This window comes from Shewanella sp. 492 (genome assembly GCF_059338445.1).
In genome coordinates, this window is sequence record NZ_CM181702.1 from 2,007,254 (window position 1) to 2,022,802 (window position 15,549).

Below are 15,549 nucleotides of genomic sequence, written 5' to 3' on the forward strand. Positions count from 1 at the left end.
CGCTTTGTATCGTGTTTAAGCGATGTGAGTGGTGGTTAAGCCATTAAGATTCGAGCGTAGGCAGCTGAGTGATAAAGGAGATAGCTTCAGCTAAAGCGCTGCGATCATGTAGGCCTACATGATGTTTACTGCGCAGCGGAAAGTAGGTGATATTACCTTCAGTGTGGCACTGCTCACCATGGCTTAATACGTGGTTAATCACTTTATTCCCCAGCACTTGCTCGCACCAATGTAAGCGTTTTTCGAGACTAAAATCCACTGCCGATGACGGCTCGGCAGTTAAGTTATCGATAAAAATAACCTTGCCGTTACTGCTCGCCAAAGCTTCGCTTAAGATAGGCAATAATAAGGGCGGCATGATACTGGTGAGAAAACTACCAGGGCCTAAAATAATCAAATCGGCGGCTTTTATCGCATTGCAGGCTTCGGCTGTTGCCTCAACCATTGGCTCAAGTGATAAAGCGATAGGCGATTCTGTCATACCATCCACTTCCACCTCGCCTAAAATCTTAGTACCACAAGATTGTATGGCGACTAAATGGGTTGGCTGCTCCGACATTGGGATCACTTGGGTTTCGATATTGAGCAGCTTACGGATCAAGTTAACGGCATCAAGAGGGCGGACACAAAGTTCATCGAGCGCCAATAAAATAAGGTTGCCGAGGTTATGATTATTTAACTCATGCTGGCCACTAAAGCGGTATTCAAATAATAGTGAGCCTACAGATGGCCGCGATGCAAGTTGTGATAAACAATTGCGTAAATCTCCCCATGCAATGCAATCTTGCTGCTGTCTTAATCGCCCCGTTGAGCCACCATTATCAGTGGTGGCCACAATGCCTGTCAGCCTCGGGCCTAAAAATGATAATGCAGAAAGCACTCGTCCCAGCCCATGACCGCCACCAATGGCAACCACATTTGTAAATTGATTAAGTGCAGAGTTGTGCATGCGGGTTTTTCCTTCCTGAATCCCCAATATATCGCGAGATATTATAGCGAATAATGCCTTGAGGCATAGCGGTTTTGTTTTGCGGCACAAATCGCATATAATCTCCTCCTAAACCCTTAAAAGAGTTAGCAATTTGAAAACAGGTAGTATAAATAAAGTTATCTTATCGTTGGCCATTGTGGTGGCAGCCCTATTGGCGGTGAAGCTCTTGCTGGTTGACCAGCAGCCCAGCGAAGAGAGCAGCCAAGGCCAGTTATTAAAAAATAAGCGTCAATACAGCCAAATCCCAAATTTCGAAGCGATTGCCGATGTGGCAGAAAAGAAAAAAGCTTTCTTTGATTTCTTACGCCCTGCAGTGCAGCATCACAATAATATTATTGCAGAAGAGCGCAAGTTTCTGCTTGCAGCGCAACAACATCTCGCAGACGAAGAAGTGCTTTCTGAAGCGGAGCAGTTTCGTATTCAGCAATTAGCCAGTAAATACCAATACAGCATGCGCAGCGTGACCGTTGAGAATCTTAATCAGTTACTTAGACGTGTCGATATTATCCCAGAAGACTTAGTATTAATTCAGGCTGCCAATGAAACGGGTTGGGGCAGTAGCCGCTTTGCTAAAGAGGGACTTAACTTTTTTGGTCAATGGTGCTTTAGAAAAGGCTGTGGTCTTGTACCACAATCACGCAGTGAAGGGATGAGCCATGAAGTCGCCGTGTTTAACAGTGTCGATGATTCTGTGGGCTCTTACATGCGTAATTTAAATTCGAACGCCGCCTATTCGCTATTGCGATCTATTCGTGCCGATCTACGCGCTCAAGGGGAGCACGTTAGAGCTGACAAATTAGTCTATGGTTTGCTCAATTATTCTGAACGACAAGAAGCTTATATCGAAGAATTGCTCGATATGTTACGTCACAATAATCAATTTTTGGTGGAAAACTATGAACAAGGCTCTGCTGTTTAGTTGCCTACTGCTTGGCAGTATTACTGCTCAAGCAACGCCGATATCGCTGGAATACCAAGGTTTTTATCAACGTCTTAAACAGGTGAGTAAAGGCCATTATCCGTTGATTGAGTTAACTTTTTCAGTACCCAAAGCGCAAGGCTGCGTGGTAATAAGTGGCTATATTGCGACCGAAAAAGAGCAGTTCCCATTAACCATTACTGACTCGCAGCGCATTTTTATTCCCTATGATGGCAGGCTTAAATCGGACAGGGCATTAGTGCATTTAGAGATGGAAAATGACGCCAGCCAATGTGGCATTGCGATGCAAATACGCGCCAAGCAAACACAGCCGCAATATCAACAAGCTGACTTAGTCATGTTGCAAGCACAAATGGATGATCTACTGCATACCATGCAGGGCTTCCCTATGCGTTATTTTACTGATGATATTCGTGGCCTTAACTTTGAATTTGACCAAGCCGCAACAGTAAAGATTGATGGCGAAACCATTGGCTTCGAAGGTATTTTCCGATTGTCTCGTGAACGTATCAATCAGCTAGATAGCATTAGCTTTGATCGCCGCCCTGATGTCGTCAGCCCTTGGGTCAATGCTAGCGATAAATAACAGATAGCTTGTTACTCAGCCCTTTACAGGTTGTTTTATAGAGGGTTAATCGTCGATAACGGATAAAAATCACAGACATAAAAAAACCTCCATCGGAGGTTTTTTTATGTCGCGCTCTGGGCATTAAATGCTAAGGCGTATAGGTACTGACAACCTCAATTTTTAAGGCATCGGTATTGCGCTTAGCCGCATCTAAGTCGATATGACCGTTATTGGCAATATCGAGAAAATCAAAGGCGGGCAGATCTGATTCGGCCACATCACCTTTCATCGGGGCGTCTGGATCGCGCGTAAGCGAAGTAAAGTCAAATTGCGCTCTGTCTACCCCTTGCGATGGGCTAGTATTTTGCATAGCGGTAAAAATCGTTTCGATACGGCCAGGAAACTGTTTGTCCCAGGTGCTAAGCATCTCTTTTACGGCTGCGCGTTTAAGATTTTCTTGTGAACCACACAGGTTACAAGGGATGATTGGAAAATCTTTTAAGGCGGCGTACTCGGCAATGTCTTTCTCTCGGCTGTACGCCAAGGGACGAATAACCACGTTAGCGCCATCATCTGAGAGTAATTTAGGTGGCATGGCTTTTAGTTTGCCCGCATAAAACATGTTTAAAAACAGGGTTTCGATAATGTCGTCGCGGTGGTGGCCAAGCGCAATTTTGTTGGCACCTATCTGCTGCGCAAAACCGTATAAGGTGCCTCGGCGTAAACGACTGCACAAAGAGCAAGTGGTTTTACCTTCAGGGATCTTATCTTTAACGATAGAGTAGGTGTCTTTTTCAAGAATATGATACGGTACATTTAACGTATCAAGATACGCTGGCAAAATATCTTCAGGGAAACCCGGTTGCTTTTGATCAAGATTGACTGCAACCAGTTTAAAAGAGATCGGCGCACGCTGCTGTAAATTAAGTAAAATGTCGAGCATTGCGTAACTATCTTTGCCACCCGAAAGGCAGCACATGACAGTATCACCGTCTTCAATCATATTGTAATCAGCGATAGCGCTACCCACTTCACGTCTAAGACGCTTCTGTAGCTTATTTAACCGTGTGGTCTGTTTTTTTAAGAGAGTATCATCAGACATAATAAAAAACGCGCCTAGTATCATCAAATTCTGGGCGCGTAGTATAGCTTAAATCAATGGTCTAAAGAAGCGGTGCGTTAGCTGTTACTCATCTTCGAGCGGTGACTTATAACCATCAGGTTTAACTGCCAATAAATCACAATTAATGCTATCGATAACATGCTCCGCGGTATTACCAATTAATGCTGCCGAAAATCCGGTACGACCAACGGTGCCAAGGATCACCAGTTCTGCATCGAGTTGTTCAGCCAGTTCAGGGATAACATCTTCAGGTAACCCTTCTTTAATATGACAAAAATCCGTTGAGATGCCATATTGATTGGCCAAATGCCAAACTCGTTGTTCATGCTGCATGCGAATGGTTTCGCTATAGGTATGTGCATCAAAGTCGGGCAGTTCAATCGCTAAGTTTACCGGTGTGCCTGGATAACCATTAACGAGATGCACTTTAGCATCAAACTTCTTGGCTAAGTCTTGGCCGTGTTCGATTATCTTGCCATTAAGGGTTTGATGATCGTCATCTTCTGATGCCACGTTGATGGCACACAGTATTTTTCCTGCTACTGGCCAGTCATGTTCTTTAACCAGCAGTACCGGCACAGGCGCTTTACGCATTAGGTGCCAGTCGGTAGGGGTGAAAATCACCGATTTAAGCTTATCGTGCTGATGGGTACCTTTAACAATGAGGTCAAATTCGCCTTCGATCGCATGTAGAATAATGCTTTCAAACGGGCGATTATGCCACACGACTTCACTTTGAATATCGATACCGCTATCTTTGTATTGCAACAAAATATCGGCTAACCATGCTTGACGCTGCGCTATCACGCCTTGACGCATGGCTTCGCGTTCTTGGCCCGATAGTATGGAGGTCATTTCGTAGGAAAAATCGAATATAGACAAGAATACCGTAATTTCGGCATGGTTTTTAACGGCAAGCTCAACAGCTCTTGCAAGTGCCGGTTGCTCATCGCTTGTAGGGTCCACTACAACAAGGATTTTATGATAGTCCTTCATAGATTATTCCTTTATCTGACGTTGTAATTTAATAATGGTCGATAACGGGTAAATTGCCTTGTTTTAGATCAAGTTTACCCATTTATTCGCTTGTTTAACGACCGATTTTATTGTTACCCGCGAGTTTATTAAGTGACTCAAAATCGATGATAGTAATATACTTCCCTTTTACTTCAATCAATTCTGATTTTTGAAAACGGCCGAGTAGTCGGCTGATGGTTTCGACCGTCAAGCCAAGATAGTTGCCGATATCACCACGGGTCATGGTTAAGCGAAATTCTTTAGGTGAGAAACCACGATTACCAAAACGATTAGCGAGATTACTGATAAAAGCGGCGAGGCGCTCTTCGGCATTTTTCTTACTCAGTAATAAGATCATCTCTTGGTCGCTTTGAATCTCGTTACTCATTAAGCGCATGATCTGCTGACGTAATTTAGGCATGGTACCAGATAAATCGTCTAGGGTTTCATAGGGAATTTCACACACCATTGAGGTTTCTAATGCTTGGGCGAAACTCTGATGAATTTGTGAGTGAATACCATCAAAACCGATCACATCGCCAGCCAAATGAAAACCTGTGATCTGTTCATCGCCTTGCTCGGTAATGGTAAAGCTTTTAATGGTACCTGAGCGAATGGCATAGAGAGATTTTAGTACGTCACCAGATTTAAAAATCTGCTCACCTTTTTGAATCGGCTTCTTACGCTCAATGATCTCGTCGAGCTGATCTAATTCATTGTTATTTAATGTGAAAGGTATGCAAAGGCTACCCATACTACAGTCATGACAATGAATAGCGCAGCCAGGAGCTGCTGAACGACGATTTTTAATGGTATCCGTCATAATATCTCTCGAATTTCACAGTTATGCCCATGTTAAACTAATTTAATAGAGTGAGCTAGTTTAGCTGCGCAATTGCAATATACAAAGTGTGTATGCCAAAGCCAACTAACAGAAGGCCGCTGATCATACGCACCGAATTTCGTAACACGAATTGGGCAAACACTTGCGCTGCGACACCAGCACTGAATAGTGCTGGTAGAGTACCGAGTCCAAACGCCGCCATGATCAGCGCCCCTTGTTGCGCCGAATTCGCCGCCACTGCCCAGGTCAAGGTGCTGTAAACCAAACCGCAAGGTAACCAGCCCCAGATTACGCCAGCCACAAAAGCTTGTTTTAAACTTTTAATGGGCAGTAAGCGATTGGCTATGGGGCCTAACACCTGCCAAACCCGTTTTCCGAGTCGCTCTACTTGCACTATGCCAGACCAAATTTTGGCGATATATAATCCAGTGGCGATCATCATTACCCCTGCCAACATACGCATAGTGAGCAAGTAGATATCTAAACTAAACAGGGTACTGAGTAAGCTGGCCGAGCCACCAATTAAGGCGCCAGCTAGGGTATAACTGAGGATACGTCCGGTGTTATAGCTGATAATAAATTGCAGTTTAGCCGCCAGTGCATTGCCTTTCGTTTGAGAAGGCATCTGCTGCGATATCGCCCCCACGAGTCCACCACACATACCGATACAATGACCAGCGCCCATCAAGCCCACAATAAACGCACCAGTAACGGTAAAGTCGATCACTGCGGTTTGCTCTCATCGTCTTTTGACGTTGACGGCTTGACGTCATCATCAAACAAGATTGATACGCTTTGGCGGTCAAGATCATCAAACTGCTCAGATTTTACTGCCCAGAAAAAAATCCCTACCGCGATGAGTACAAACAACATCGCAATGGGGATTAACACATAGATAATACTCATACTCGTACCTTCAATAGTCTAAGGCTGTTTGCCACGACAATAAGTGAACTGGCTGACATGCCGATAGCAGCGATGTAGGGCACGACGTGGCCTGTGACCGCTAACGGAATAATAAATAAGTTGTAGCCCAACGCCCAAAAGAGATTTTGCTTAATGATTTTACCGGTTAACTTGGCAACCACCATTGCATCAGTAAAGCGGGCCAGTTGATCACCTAGTAAAATGAGATCGGCACTGTTTTTGGTTATGGCAGCACCGCTGCCCATAGCCACAGACAAATTCGCGCCGGCTAATACTGGTGCATCGTTAATACCATCGCCAAACATGGCGACTTGCTGTGTCTGTTGCAAGTGTTCAATTAGGCGTAACTTGTCTTGTGGCTTAAGTGCTTTATGCACATTGGTTATGCCCATAGCGCGAGCCACTTCATCAACATGAGCTGAGTTATCGCCACTGGCAATGCTCACCTCACAGCCTGATCCGCGTAGCAAGTTAACGGTCGTTAAGGCATCGGGGCGAATGTTATCAATTAATTCGAAGCTGGCAATGAGCTGTTTATCGCGGCTAAGGTAAACACATTGCTGCGCACTAGGCGGGCACTCAATACCAAGACGCTGGTGTATAAAATCAGCACTGCCAATAATATAGTGCTGCTGATTTATCATTCCTTCAATACCTGAACCCGCATGATTACGGCTATCAGTGACCCGAATATCATCGGCGCGATAACGTTCAAAGGCACGCGCGATTGGATGAAGTGATGTGGACTCTAATGCCGCCGCTAAGGCCAATGCTTGCGCTTGGTTAATATCACTGTGTAACCGAGTGTTTGCCACCGTCAGGCTGCCACAGGTGAGGGTGCCTGTTTTATCAAACACCACATGATTAATTAGCGGCAGCTTTTCAAATACGCCCGATTGACGCGCTACGACACCCATTCGTGTAAATAACCCAGTAGCGCAAGTGACGGCGGTAGGGGTTGCAAGCGCTAGTGCGCAGGGGCAGGTCGCGACCAGTACTGATAAGGTCACCCAAAAAGCATCTTCAGGCCAATAGGCCTTCCACACTAGGTAGGTTAACAAGGCGATAATCAAAATCGTCCAAGTAAAATAATTAGAGATGGTATCAACGTATAACGCTACTGCAGGCTTGTTGTTGGATGCGGCTTCTTGCAGGCGAATGATCTCAGCGACTAACTGATCTTGTCCGATGGCAGTGACGCGCACCTTAATTGGGTGGTCAACATTGATAGTGCCTGCAAATACTTGGCTCGACATCCGTTTAGTCACCGGCATCTGCTCGCCAGTTAACATTGCTTCGTTAACACTGCTGCTACCTTCAATAATATCGCCATCGGCGCTAATGGTTTCACCCGGTTTAATGAGAATAATGTCGCCAATGCGTAAACGTTTCGCAGGAACTTCACTGTGCTGGCCGTCAGCATCAACTAAATGTGCGGTTAAGGGGATCAGTTTATGTAAATTATTGGAGCTGACGGACGCTTTTTGACGCGCGTTTTGCTCAAGGTAACGCCCCAACAGCAAGAAGAAAGTGAACATGCTGACCGATTCAAAATAGACCTCTCCTTGGCCGCTGACGGTAGCAATACAACTGGCAATATAGGCGCCGCAAATAGCAATCGACACCGACACGTCCATATTTAACCGCCCCGAAAGCATGGAGCGAATGGCACTAAAATAGAAAGGCTGTGCCGAGTAGAACACCACTGGTGCGGCAAACATCATGCTGACCCAGCGGAAATAGTCGCGGTATTCAACATCCAGATCGGTAAAGTATTCGGAATAGAGGGCGAGGGCGAACATCATCACCTGCATGGTGGCAAAGCCGGCTAGCCCGAGTCTTAATAAAAATTTACGGCTATTTTTTTTGGTCTGGATCTCTTCATCATCGACTTGATAAGGCGCTGCCTGGTAGCCGATATTACTGATTAAATTGAGGATCTCACTAAGCTTAATTCGGCTTTGGTCCCAAGTCACCAAGGCTCGCTCTGTGGTGGTGTTAACAGCAATGTTCACTATCCCATCGACCAGCTTTAACTTATGTTCTATCAACCAGGCACACGCAGCGCAGGTTATGCCATCGATGGTCAATGAAACTTGACTAATATTGTCCTGTTGATGGACAAAATCTTGCTGGACCTCTTTAAGGTCAAAAGCTGAATTGGCATTGAGTGCTTCAGGCACCAGTGCCGTCTGTTTGTTACCAGGCTCGGTACGGTAACGGTAATAATTACTCAAGCCAGCGTCGATAATGGCCTTTGATACCGCTTGGCAACCCGGACAGCACATGGGTTGCGGGGTATTATCAATAACGGTGACAAACTGCGAGCCAGTTAATACTGGCTCGCTGCAATGAAAACACTCAAGGTTATTCATGTGAAAACTAATTTAGCCAGTACTGAGCAGCGTCTTTAAGATCAAGACGCTGTTGAATACGCCAAGTTTGATCGAATCCTTCGAGTCGTACTTCCCAGGCGCCAGAGATAGGTTCGGCCAACTTGATACGGTAAACCTGATTGCCATCGGCTGTGGTAATTTGGCTAAAGTCACGCTGCTTTAAGGTGGGGTGAAAAAACGATACGCTTAATGCCGCTAAATATGCTTCACCACCGTGCTGCACTATGCGCACTTCATCATCATTAACTATCAGCTCAAACTGTAAACCTAACTGTTTGGCATGCTTAATTTTACGCAGATCCATATTGATGGCTTTACCATCTTTATAGTAATCCTCAGACACGAGCGAGTCCTGGGTATCGATGGCCACCATCAGTAAATTAATGCTGGCGATGACGGCGCACAAGGGCAAAATAATTAGAAACCAAGGCCAAAATTGTTTATACCAAGCTTGCGGTGTATTCATGAAAACTACCTGTTGAATTTGTTGGGCTCATTTTACCGATAATTGAGTAAAAGCACAGCTAAAAAAAAGGCCCCGATCATCTCGAGGCCTTAATGTTACTTATATGTAACTACTTGTTTGACAAGCTATAAACGTAAGCAGTGATCACGTGAACTTTCTCTTCACCTAAAACGTCTTTCCATGCTGGCATGACACCAGAACGGCCGTTTTTGATGCTTTCAACGATCACGCCACGACTACCGCCGTATAACCAAGCAGAGTCAGTCAGGTTAGGGGCACCCATAAACTTGTTACCAGTACCGTCCATGCCATGACAGGCAAAACAGCCTTTCATGAATGAGCCTTGCCCCTGAGCTGCCAGTGCGGCGTCGTGTTCACGACCAGAAAGCTTAACCACATACTCAGCTAATCCTTCAAGTTCGCTATCATCGATAGGTAAACCGCCTTTAGGTGGCATCATACCGTGACGACCATTCATTAGCGTCGTTTTAATCGTCGCTAAATCACCACCGTACAACCATGCATTGTCTGTCAGGTTAGGGAAGCCAGTACTACCACGGGCGTCACTACCATGACACTGTGCACAATTTTGTAGGAAGAGACGACCACCGACTTTCAATGCTTCTTCGTCTTTAACTAATTCTTCTAACGGTGTTGCAAGGTAAGCCGCGAAGATTGGACCAAATTTTTCGTCGGCTTTCTTCACTTCTTGGTCATACTGCACCCAGCGACCTTCTTTTGCTGCTAGTTCAATAGCGGCGGCAGAATCAGCTTTAATACCATTCTCGGTACCAATGCTTTGGTTCGAGCTTGACCAGCCGAGTAAGCCTTTGTAGTTACCCAAACCTGGGTAAAGAGCGAGGTAAATCACACCGAAAACGATTGTGAGATAAAACATATAACTCCACCACTTAGGTAGTGGGTTATTGAGCTCTTCAATACCATCAAAGGCATGGCCCATTGACTTGCCTTCTTCAACACCAGTAGTGTTTTTAGAGACGAGTCTTAATAGGATAAAACATCCTGCGATTACCACGATTGTGAGTACGGTAATCCAAATACTCCAGAAGCTACTCATCATCACTTATGCTCTCCTGAGTCCTTGTTTTTCTCGTCATCCGAGAAAACAAGGTTAGCGGCTTCGTCAAATTGATTCTTACGACGACCGCTATAAGCCCACGCAAAAATACCGACAAACGTCAACATAACAACAATGGTGATAATCCCTTGTATTGTGCCGTAATCCATATTTATGCCTCCAATTTATTTCAGTGCGTGACCTAGCGACTGTAGGTATGCAATTATTGCCTGCATCTCAGTTTTACCTTCAACGGCCTTCTTGGCATTGTCGATATCTTCCTGAGTGTACGGCACACCGAAACCACGGAACACTTCCATCTTTTGAGCAGTTAACTTACCGTCAAGTACGTTTTCTGCTAACCATGGGAACCCAGGCATGTTTGACTGAGGTACCACAGCACGAGGATCGATTAAGTGCACTTCGTGCCACTTGTCACTGTAACGTCCGCCTACACGAGCAAGATCAGGACCAGTACGCTTAGAACCCCAAAGGAATGGGTGTTCCCACACTGACTCACCAGCAACTGAGTAGTGACCATAACGTTCAGTTTCTGCACGTAATGGACGGATCATTTGGCTGTGACAACCAACACAACCTTCGCGGATATAAATATCACGGCCTTCAAGCTCTAGGGCTGTGTAAGGGCGTAATCCATCGACAGGTTCAGTGGTATCTTTTTGAAAAAGTAGAGGAGTGATCTGTACCAAGCCACCGAAACTGATTGCAATAACGGTAAAGATGCCCAGCAGACCGATGTTTTTCTCAACTATCTCATGATTAAATTTCATCTAATCTACCCCTTATGCTTCAGCAAGTGCTGGCAAAGATTCTTTTGGTGCTTTTACGGTCTTGAACACGTTATATGCCATTAACAACATACCCGTGACAAAGAACACGCCACCTAAGAAACGAACAAAGTAGAATGGATACGATGCTTCTAAGCCTTCAACGAAGCTGTAGGTCAAGGTACCGTCAGAGTTAACTGCGCGCCACATTAGACCCTGCATAACACCCGAAATCCACATAGATACGATATAAAGTACGGTACCGATAGTCGCCAACCAGAAATGCACGTTGATCAACTGAGTGCTGTACATACGACCGTGGCCATAAACAGAAGGAATTAAGTGATATAACGAACCAATCGACACCATCGCAACCCAACCAAGCGCACCAGAGTGAACGTGACCAATGGTCCAGTCAGTGTAGTGAGACAATGCGTTAACGGTCTTAATCGCCATCATTGGGCCTTCGAAGGTAGACATACCATAGAAAGATAATGACACCACGAGGAAGCGTAGAATAGGATCGGTTCTTAATTTATGCCAAGCACCTGATAGCGTCATAATACCGTTGATCATACCACCCCAAGAAGGCGCGAATAGGATAAGCGACATGACCATACCCAGTGATTGAGTCCAGTCAGGCAAAGCAGTGTAATGTAGGTGGTGAGGACCAGCCCAAATGTACAATGCAATCAAAGCCCAAAAGTGAACAATAGATAAACGGTATGAGTAAACAGGGCGACCTGCTTGCTTAGGCACGAAGTAATACATCATACCTAGGAAACCTGCTGTCAGTAGGAAACCTACCGCGTTATGTCCGTACCACCACTGCACCATGGCATCAACTGCGCCAGAGTAGAGAGAGTAAGACTTAAACATGCTCACAGGTATCGCCATAGAGTTAACTATGTGCAGTACGGCTACCGTAATGATAAAGGCACCAAAAAACCAGTTCGCAACATAAATGTGCGAGGTTGTTCTTTTAATGATGGTACCGAAGAATACAATCGCATAAGTTACCCAAACGACGGCAATAGCGATATCGATAGGCCATTCTAGTTCAGCATACTCTTTGCTACTGGTTAGCCCCAGTGGCAGAGTAATAACAGCTGATAAAAGGATTGCTTGCCATCCCCAGAAAGTAAATGCAGCTAGCTTAGGTGCAAATAGACGGGTTTGACAGGTGCGCTGGACGATATAGTAAGATGTTGCAAAAAGTGCTGAAGTACCGAACGCGAAAATCACAGCGTTTGTGTGCAGAGGTCGAAGACGACTGTACGTTAGCCATGGAGTATCAAAGTTCAGTTGTGGCCATATTAACTGGGCCGCGATCAATACACCGATTGACATACCAATGATTCCCCACAAAACTGTGGTTAATGCAAATTGGCGGACAACAGTGTAATTGTAATCAGCGCCTTGAGGCTGGGAATGATTCATCATATTGCTTCCACTGCTTATTACTTGTACTTATTGTTAGAGTAAAGCGACACTTTACCCGTTAGAGAATGACGTTAAAAAGCCTGCTTCCTACGAAACAAACTTGATTGAGTCAACGTGTTGCTCAGCATTAATGTAAATTAATGTTAAGTATCGCAATGATACTTGAGCAATATCAAAAAAGATAGGAATTATGCGGAGTACAACATTGATCCAGATCAAAGTCCACGTATAGAATGTAAACACCATGATTCAAAAGGTTAAAAATTGTGCTACACAAGCAAATAACTCGCATTAACATTACCGTCATTAGCCTACTTAGCACGCTTTTATTAAGTGCATGCTCCGAGCCTAATAATAGTGTTGTAAAGGGTGATGAAACAGGACAAATAGCTGCATTTACCGTAGACCAAACCTTATGTCAGTTTGCCCAAAAACCTTGTCAACAAACAATAAATGACATTGATGTCAGCTTAAGCATTTCACCAGGTTCGACGCCAAGTGAACAGCCCTTAGCCGTTTCATTAACCTTCTCTAAACCCGTAAAATTATTGAGCGCACGCGTTGAAGGAAGAGATATGTTTATGGGGGTTATTCCTTTAAATTTAACTGAAAACGACAAAAGCAGCTATAAAGGCACGTTAATCTATGGCTCATGTAGCAGTAATTACATGGTTTGGCGGATGTTTGTTAGCTTTAGTGTCGCTGAGCAACAACAGCATGTTATGTTCGACTTTTTAGCCGACAATCACGCTGTCGATAATCCACGCTAATCCATTTTTTGTCGATTGGCCATCATCATGAGTACGGCTAACGACGAAACATAAGATCAGGCCATCCTTGTTCGTTTTAAGCTGCGTATCGAGGCTGTTTATTAAACTAACTTGCTGTTGGGATTTAATATTGGGTAAGTAAAGCACGATAACCTTATTGTCCTGTGTAAAGCTTTGATTCAATGTTTTCCGTTTAATCTAAATACTCGAATTGATTAATTAAATTAAGCTATTAAATGCATTAATCATGATAAAATTAGCGGTATCAATCGGTATACTCTCCAAGTAATTTGCTAATGCCAAACAATCACGCTCCATCAATCACATCATTGCCTAATGTATTGCCATTATTTGAGTCAAAAGACTTTCTCGAGCAAGGCAACCCCATTATCAATCAACATATCACTGCATTGAGCATAAATGGCATTGAAGATGCGGGCTTTATTTATGAGCTCTCTTGCGACCTATTATTTTCTCTGCGCGACAATGAAAACAGCTATAAAAGTTACCGTAGTGAACTCAGCTGCTTTTTACATTGGTGTTTTGATGTGGTTAAGCAATCACCCGGGCAGATCTCACGCCGAGATATCGACAAGTTTGTAGCCTATTGCCAGCAGCCCCCTAAAGCGCTTATTGGCTATTATAATGTGGCGCAATTTAAACTTGATAAAGCAACGGGGCAGCGTCTACCTAATCCGCTTTGGCGACCCTTTGTCGGTAAAAAGCAACTTGGCGTCGAGCAGATTTATGAGCTGAGTGACAATGCCTTAAAAACCAAAATGGCGATTTTGTCATCTTACTATGGTTTTTTAATGGCCGAGGATTATTGTGAGCGCAATCCAGCGCAGGCTTGGCTGAATCACTCGCGATTTGCTAAAAAGCATAAATTTTTAGTCAATCAAGACGATATCGACAGCTTGGCTTTTACCGAACTGCAATGGTCATATGTCATTAGCAGTGTTGAAGGGCTTGCCCAAACCTCACCAGAGACTCATCAACGCAGTTTATTTTTAATTAAGCTCATCTACTCTTGCTATTTACGAGTATCAGATGTCAGCGCAAGGGCGGGATATAGCCCCATCATGGGGCAATTTACTCAAAATAAACAGACGGGTATTTGGCGCTTTAATATCCCGCAAAGCAAAGGCGGCAAGCAGCGTTCAGTGCCTTTATCCAATGCAATACTCACTGCATTAATCGAATACAGACAATATTTAGGTTTAAGCGATCTACCAAGTTCTAATGAACAAACACCACTATTTGTACGTCATCGCGCTGCTGGCCGAGGTAGAGAAAGCGGACTGATCAACGCTAATCTTGGTATTCGCCAGGTGAGGGAAGAAGTGCAAAAAATTATCGAGTATAGTGCCGACTGCGCCGAAGCTGACGGTATGATAGAAGATGCCAAAGCGATGCGATTATTGAGTGTACATAACATTCGTCATACCGGGATCACCCACGATATTAATTTACACGGCAGACCGTTATCACATGTACAAGCCGATGCCGGACATGAAAGTATTGATACCACATCGCAATATTTACACACCAGTCAATCGGATCGCCACCAAAGTGCGGCGAATAAACCAATAGATACCTTATCGGGAATAAAATAAGGTAAATGACAAGGGGAGTTGTGTTGGTGGTTTAGGCGGCAAAGTCAGGCAGTCAGCCGTTTCATCTATGGTTCTAAGTCATTTTTACCTGACTGCATGGTTGATATCGCACAGATATTCTGAGTCGTAATTAGAGTATATTGCGAGAGCTTTTTTGAGGGCTAGGGCAGTCTAATTATACGCTTGTATGCCTTATTAGTCAGAGGTTACAACGAAGGTTATTCAAACTTATAAAATAAACATGACCTTACTTTTTCGATTCAGTTTGAGGATCTTATTGTTCCACACAGAGTAATGAATAACTATTTGAGCGGGCAGGGTATTACCCACTTAAATGACATCCACGCAAATATTCTTGTAGAGTTACATATTGTTTATACGTAAACCTTCTCATTACGGCTAAAAATGTTGATTCAATAAAATTTAATAAAACAAATCTGCTTAAACTCATAGCGGTAAACATTTTCTGTACTGTTCATCACCTTTAATTCATTTACTTGAATCTGCTATGCATCTGAACTTGATGCTTATTATAAGAAAAGTTTACACCATATTTAACCAATATTTTAATGCCGATAATGA

Annotated in this window: 16 protein-coding genes; 4 read left to right on the top strand and 12 right to left on the bottom strand. The window is 44.1% G+C overall.

The genetic code is table 11. The features are described from left to right. Nucleotides 1–43: 43 nt before the first annotated feature. Entirely contained in the window at nucleotides 44–949 is a 906-nt protein-coding gene (yvcK, locus tag AC5YBX_RS09030; protein WP_494519116.1) for a uridine diphosphate-N-acetylglucosamine-binding protein YvcK, read from the bottom strand. Nucleotides 950–1,082: 133 nt separating this feature from the next. On the opposite strand from yvcK, the gene AC5YBX_RS09035 reads away from it, so the two are divergent. Together AC5YBX_RS09035 and AC5YBX_RS09040 are read left to right on the top strand one after the other, a co-directional pair. Further along, nucleotides 1,083–1,910 (top strand): glucosaminidase domain-containing protein, encoded by an 828-nt coding sequence (locus tag AC5YBX_RS09035; RefSeq protein ID WP_494519115.1) that lies wholly within the window; start codon nucleotides 1,083–1,085, stop codon nucleotides 1,908–1,910. Next, nucleotides 1,888–2,517, top strand: a complete 630-nt coding sequence (locus AC5YBX_RS09040; RefSeq protein WP_494519114.1) for a DUF2987 domain-containing protein — start codon at nucleotides 1,888–1,890, stop codon at nucleotides 2,515–2,517. The genes AC5YBX_RS09035 and AC5YBX_RS09040 overlap by 23 nt, the downstream gene beginning before the upstream one ends. 130 nt (nucleotides 2,518–2,647) lie before the next feature. Here the strand turns inward: AC5YBX_RS09040 and ttcA are convergent, their stop codons facing one another. The 11 genes from ttcA to ccoN form a co-directional block, all read right to left on the bottom strand. Continuing rightward, nucleotides 2,648–3,601, bottom strand: a complete 954-nt coding sequence (gene ttcA / locus AC5YBX_RS09045; protein ID WP_494519113.1) for a tRNA 2-thiocytidine(32) synthetase TtcA — start codon at nucleotides 3,599–3,601, stop codon at nucleotides 2,648–2,650. 84 nt (nucleotides 3,602–3,685) lie between these two features. After that, complete coding sequence (gene uspE / locus AC5YBX_RS09050) at nucleotides 3,686–4,618, bottom strand: universal stress protein UspE (protein WP_494519112.1); 933 nt, start codon at nucleotides 4,616–4,618, stop codon at nucleotides 3,686–3,688. Nucleotides 4,619–4,712: 94 nt separating this feature from the next. Continuing rightward, nucleotides 4,713–5,462, bottom strand: a complete 750-nt coding sequence (etrA, locus tag AC5YBX_RS09055; RefSeq protein WP_494519111.1) for an electron transport transcriptional regulator EtrA — start codon at nucleotides 5,460–5,462, stop codon at nucleotides 4,713–4,715. A gap of 55 nt (nucleotides 5,463–5,517) precedes the next feature. Further along, on the bottom strand, nucleotides 5,518–6,210 hold the full coding sequence (locus tag AC5YBX_RS09060; protein ID WP_494519110.1) for a sulfite exporter TauE/SafE family protein: 693 nt from the start codon (nucleotides 6,208–6,210) through the stop codon (nucleotides 5,518–5,520). After that, nucleotides 6,207–6,389, bottom strand: a complete 183-nt coding sequence (gene ccoS / locus AC5YBX_RS09065; protein ID WP_494519109.1) for a cbb3-type cytochrome oxidase assembly protein CcoS — start codon at nucleotides 6,387–6,389, stop codon at nucleotides 6,207–6,209. The genes AC5YBX_RS09060 and ccoS overlap by 4 nt, the downstream gene beginning before the upstream one ends. Then, a complete protein-coding gene (locus AC5YBX_RS09070; protein ID WP_494519108.1) occupies nucleotides 6,386–8,785 on the bottom strand; it encodes a heavy metal translocating P-type ATPase in 2,400 nt (799 codons plus the stop codon). Before AC5YBX_RS09070 ends, ccoS begins: the two co-directional genes overlap by 4 nt. A gap of 7 nt (nucleotides 8,786–8,792) precedes the next feature. Further along, nucleotides 8,793–9,272 carry a FixH family protein gene (locus tag AC5YBX_RS09075; protein WP_494519107.1) on the bottom strand — a complete coding sequence of 160 codons (480 nt, stop codon included), beginning with the start codon at nucleotides 9,270–9,272 and terminating at the stop codon, nucleotides 8,793–8,795. A 109-nt stretch (nucleotides 9,273–9,381) separates the two neighbouring features. Beyond that, nucleotides 9,382–10,350: a cytochrome-c oxidase, cbb3-type subunit III gene (gene ccoP, locus AC5YBX_RS09080; RefSeq protein WP_475516980.1), complete on the bottom strand. Its 969-nt coding sequence runs from the start codon at nucleotides 10,348–10,350 to the stop codon at nucleotides 9,382–9,384. Nucleotides 10,351–10,352: 2 nt separating this feature from the next. Beyond that, nucleotides 10,353–10,520: a cbb3-type cytochrome oxidase subunit 3 gene (locus tag AC5YBX_RS09085; protein ID WP_475516855.1), complete on the bottom strand. Its 168-nt coding sequence runs from the start codon at nucleotides 10,518–10,520 to the stop codon at nucleotides 10,353–10,355. 15 nt (nucleotides 10,521–10,535) lie between these two features. Beyond that, entirely contained in the window at nucleotides 10,536–11,141 is a 606-nt protein-coding gene (ccoO, locus tag AC5YBX_RS09090; RefSeq protein ID WP_475516856.1) for a cytochrome-c oxidase, cbb3-type subunit II, read from the bottom strand. Between the two features lie 12 nt (nucleotides 11,142–11,153). Next, a complete protein-coding gene (ccoN, locus tag AC5YBX_RS09095) occupies nucleotides 11,154–12,581 on the bottom strand; it encodes a cytochrome-c oxidase, cbb3-type subunit I (RefSeq protein ID WP_494519106.1) in 1,428 nt (475 codons plus the stop codon). Nucleotides 12,582–12,847: 266 nt separating this feature from the next. Here ccoN and AC5YBX_RS09100 point away from each other — a divergent pair, with 266 nt between their 5' ends. Both AC5YBX_RS09100 and AC5YBX_RS09105 read left to right on the top strand, forming a co-directional pair. Further along, nucleotides 12,848–13,351: a hypothetical protein gene (locus tag AC5YBX_RS09100; RefSeq protein ID WP_475516857.1), complete on the top strand. Its 504-nt coding sequence runs from the start codon at nucleotides 12,848–12,850 to the stop codon at nucleotides 13,349–13,351. Nucleotides 13,352–13,647: 296 nt separating this feature from the next. Then, nucleotides 13,648–14,967, top strand: coding sequence for a tyrosine-type recombinase/integrase (locus tag AC5YBX_RS09105; RefSeq protein WP_475516858.1), 1,320 nt, complete (start codon nucleotides 13,648–13,650; stop codon nucleotides 14,965–14,967). The last annotated feature ends 582 nt before the right edge of the window (nucleotides 14,968–15,549 follow it).

What these genes read in the sequence shown, in the direction of transcription:
- etrA (WP_494519111.1), bottom strand. Translation starts at nt 5,462, where the DNA reads ATGACGGATACCATTAAAAATCGTCGTTCAGCAGCTCCTGGCTGCGCT.
- AC5YBX_RS09075 (WP_494519107.1), bottom strand. Translation starts at nt 9,272, where the DNA reads ATGAATACACCGCAAGCTTGGTATAAACAATTTTGGCCTTGGTTTCTA.
- AC5YBX_RS09040 (WP_494519114.1), top strand. Translation starts at nt 1,888, where the DNA reads ATGAACAAGGCTCTGCTGTTTAGTTGCCTACTGCTTGGCAGTATTACT.
- ttcA (WP_494519113.1), bottom strand. Translation starts at nt 3,601, where the DNA reads ATGTCTGATGATACTCTCTTAAAAAAACAGACCACACGGTTAAATAAG.
- ccoP (WP_475516980.1), bottom strand. Translation starts at nt 10,350, where the DNA reads ATGAGTAGCTTCTGGAGTATTTGGATTACCGTACTCACAATCGTGGTA.
- AC5YBX_RS09070 (WP_494519108.1), bottom strand. Translation starts at nt 8,785, where the DNA reads ATGAATAACCTTGAGTGTTTTCATTGCAGCGAGCCAGTATTAACTGGC.
- ccoO (WP_475516856.1), bottom strand. Translation starts at nt 11,141, where the DNA reads ATGAAATTTAATCATGAGATAGTTGAGAAAAACATCGGTCTGCTGGGC.
- yvcK (WP_494519116.1), bottom strand. Translation starts at nt 949, where the DNA reads ATGCACAACTCTGCACTTAATCAATTTACAAATGTGGTTGCCATTGGT.
- uspE (WP_494519112.1), bottom strand. Translation starts at nt 4,618, where the DNA reads ATGAAGGACTATCATAAAATCCTTGTTGTAGTGGACCCTACAAGCGAT.
- AC5YBX_RS09105 (WP_475516858.1), top strand. Translation starts at nt 13,648, where the DNA reads ATGCCAAACAATCACGCTCCATCAATCACATCATTGCCTAATGTATTG.
- ccoN (WP_494519106.1), bottom strand. Translation starts at nt 12,581, where the DNA reads ATGATGAATCATTCCCAGCCTCAAGGCGCTGATTACAATTACACTGTT.
- AC5YBX_RS09085 (WP_475516855.1), bottom strand. Translation starts at nt 10,520, where the DNA reads ATGGATTACGGCACAATACAAGGGATTATCACCATTGTTGTTATGTTG.
- ccoS (WP_494519109.1), bottom strand. Translation starts at nt 6,389, where the DNA reads ATGAGTATTATCTATGTGTTAATCCCCATTGCGATGTTGTTTGTACTC.